The sequence below is a fragment of the Methylovulum psychrotolerans genome (genome assembly GCF_002923755.1).
Classification (GTDB): Bacteria; Pseudomonadota; Gammaproteobacteria; order Methylococcales; family Methylomonadaceae; genus Methylovulum; species Methylovulum psychrotolerans.
Genome location: NZ_PGFZ01000066.1, coordinates 1 through 1,811 on the forward strand (window position 1 = coordinate 1; position 1,811 = coordinate 1,811).

3 protein-coding genes are annotated in these 1,811 nt (G+C 38.9%); all 3 read left to right on the forward strand.

Features of this window, described 5'->3' with window-relative positions:
* Positions 1-240: 240 nt before the first annotated feature.
* The 3 genes from AADEFJLK_RS23545 to AADEFJLK_RS23555 all read left to right on the forward strand — a co-directional run bounded on the left by AADEFJLK_RS23545 (position 241) and on the right by AADEFJLK_RS23555 (position 1,736).
* Positions 241-483, forward strand: a complete 243-nt coding sequence (locus tag AADEFJLK_RS23545; protein WP_103976027.1) for a hypothetical protein — start codon at positions 241-243, stop codon at positions 481-483.
* Between the two features lie 70 nt (positions 484-553).
* Positions 554-1,102 carry a hypothetical protein gene (locus tag AADEFJLK_RS23550; protein ID WP_103976025.1) on the forward strand — a complete coding sequence of 183 codons (549 nt, stop codon included), beginning with the start codon at positions 554-556 and terminating at the stop codon, positions 1,100-1,102.
* Positions 1,086-1,736 (forward strand): hypothetical protein, encoded by a 651-nt coding sequence (locus AADEFJLK_RS23555; protein WP_103976026.1) that lies wholly within the window; start codon positions 1,086-1,088, stop codon positions 1,734-1,736. The genes AADEFJLK_RS23550 and AADEFJLK_RS23555 overlap by 17 nt, the downstream gene beginning before the upstream one ends.
* Positions 1,737-1,811 lie beyond the last annotated feature (75 nt).

Genomic DNA, 1,811 nt, shown 5'->3' on the forward strand with positions numbered 1-1,811 from the left:
CAACGCCACCTTCGCCTTTTGTGCGCCGGTCATCAATTTACGCTTTTTCTCACTCATTTTCGTCCACCTGTTTTATGATGGACACCATCTTAAATTATTGTCTGTTTTTATGGGTCCACTATATAGTGATTACAGCTTAAAATAATTGCTGTTGGCTTTATATGGATTTTAGGGGAAGTGTATGACCAGCCGTTAATAAGGACTTTCTTCACCAATAAGGCCAAATTGGCAATAGGGCTTATGATTAATGAAAACGATAAAATAACCGTAGAAGCCGCATATACAGCGATGTATAAATTTCTTGAACATGAATATGAATTAACAAACTCAAATGACATAGCTGGCTTACTTGGCGGCATGTCGCTGTTAGATAATGGGAACACCGCCGACCCGGCTATTTGGGTAGATTGGTTAAACGCAATTGCAAAGGCTTCATGTAATGACTGTGACATAAGTTTGCAGATTATTCCTGCAATTCGATGAGTGTAACTATTAGTGTGAGCTGGGTAGAAAGAGCGGGCTGTGGTAGTTATCCTGAACAGGTGGCACGGTTATGGAAAAAGTGGCAGGAGGTTTTTGCGGTATTAAGCTAAGCCTTTTGGGCTTACTTTGTCTTAATTTACCCCTTGCTCAGGCAAAACATCCCTATGAGTCTGAGCAGGAAGTCTTTAATCGGGTAGCTATTGAAATGGACACCATTTTTGTGGGTCGGGTTTTAAAAGTGAAGACCATTAAGGATGGTTTGGTTTATGCCAATGGCGACACCCTGTCTATAGGTATTATGGAAGAAGAGGTCTTAAAAGTTTATAGGGGGGAAATCCATAAGGGCGATAAGCTATTCGTTTGCACTTGGTTTGATGGCTTTGAATACGCATTTGGCCCATCTATCGGTAACGAGGCGATTATTTTTGGTATTAAGATCAATAATAAAGTGCTGGTTCCTAGCCTGTATGGATATTTTAGGAGGGTTCCAGAAAATGAGGCCACAATTTATAAGGCTTTAAAATTAAAGCGTAAAAAAATAAATGCTAAGGCCGATGTCTTTATGACTTATTTTGAGGGTAAAATTATAGGCAATGCGTGTAATGAACAAAAACCTTGAAGTCATGACGAGGAATAGTATCTGTGGATATTTTGTTTTGAGAAAACCAATATATAACTTTGATCTGAAAGAGCGTGAGTTTTTTCGCAAAGAACCGCCATGTATTGGTTGCATTTGTTATTCTGGCATTAGTAGAATGCCTTGGTTTGATCTTGATGATGACGAAGATTATTATTCTGGAACATTGCCGCGCGAATCCATTGAGCTAAGAAATGAAATTGATGAGCAATACCGAGATTTTTCGAATATTGAGCTATTGAGGGATTTGGACAAAACCAAAAGGATTCTTGCGTTTTCTAATCGGCATCAAGATAGGAATGAAATATGCGTTGCTTTTTCCGAAACGCTAGCAAAACAAAAAGGGACTTTTATAAGTGATTCAGCTATTCAGTGGCTTGGGGTTGATGTATTCTTCTCAGGCTATGGTTCCATATTGGAGCAAGGTATCTTTGCTAAACCTGATTTATTTCCTGAATTTATTATTAGGCTGAATATGAATGGCTTATTTGATCTCGGAAGTGATTTTGTAAGCAGTTATATCGATGAATATATCGAGGTCTCTGAGGCGCATAATTTAGAACCCTATAGTGGACCCATAAAAACAGACAATAATTTAAGATGGTGTCCATCATAAAACAGGTGGACGAAAATGAGTGAGAAAAAGCGTAAATTGATGACCGGCGCACAAAAGGCGAAGGTGGCGTTGGAG

Coding starts and splice junctions, on each gene's coding strand:
- AADEFJLK_RS23545 (WP_103976027.1), top strand. CDS start 241: ATGATTAATGAAAACGATAAAATAACCGTAGAAGCCGCATATACAGCG.
- AADEFJLK_RS23555 (WP_103976026.1), top strand. CDS start 1,086: ATGAACAAAAACCTTGAAGTCATGACGAGGAATAGTATCTGTGGATAT.
- AADEFJLK_RS23550 (WP_103976025.1), top strand. CDS start 554: ATGGAAAAAGTGGCAGGAGGTTTTTGCGGTATTAAGCTAAGCCTTTTG.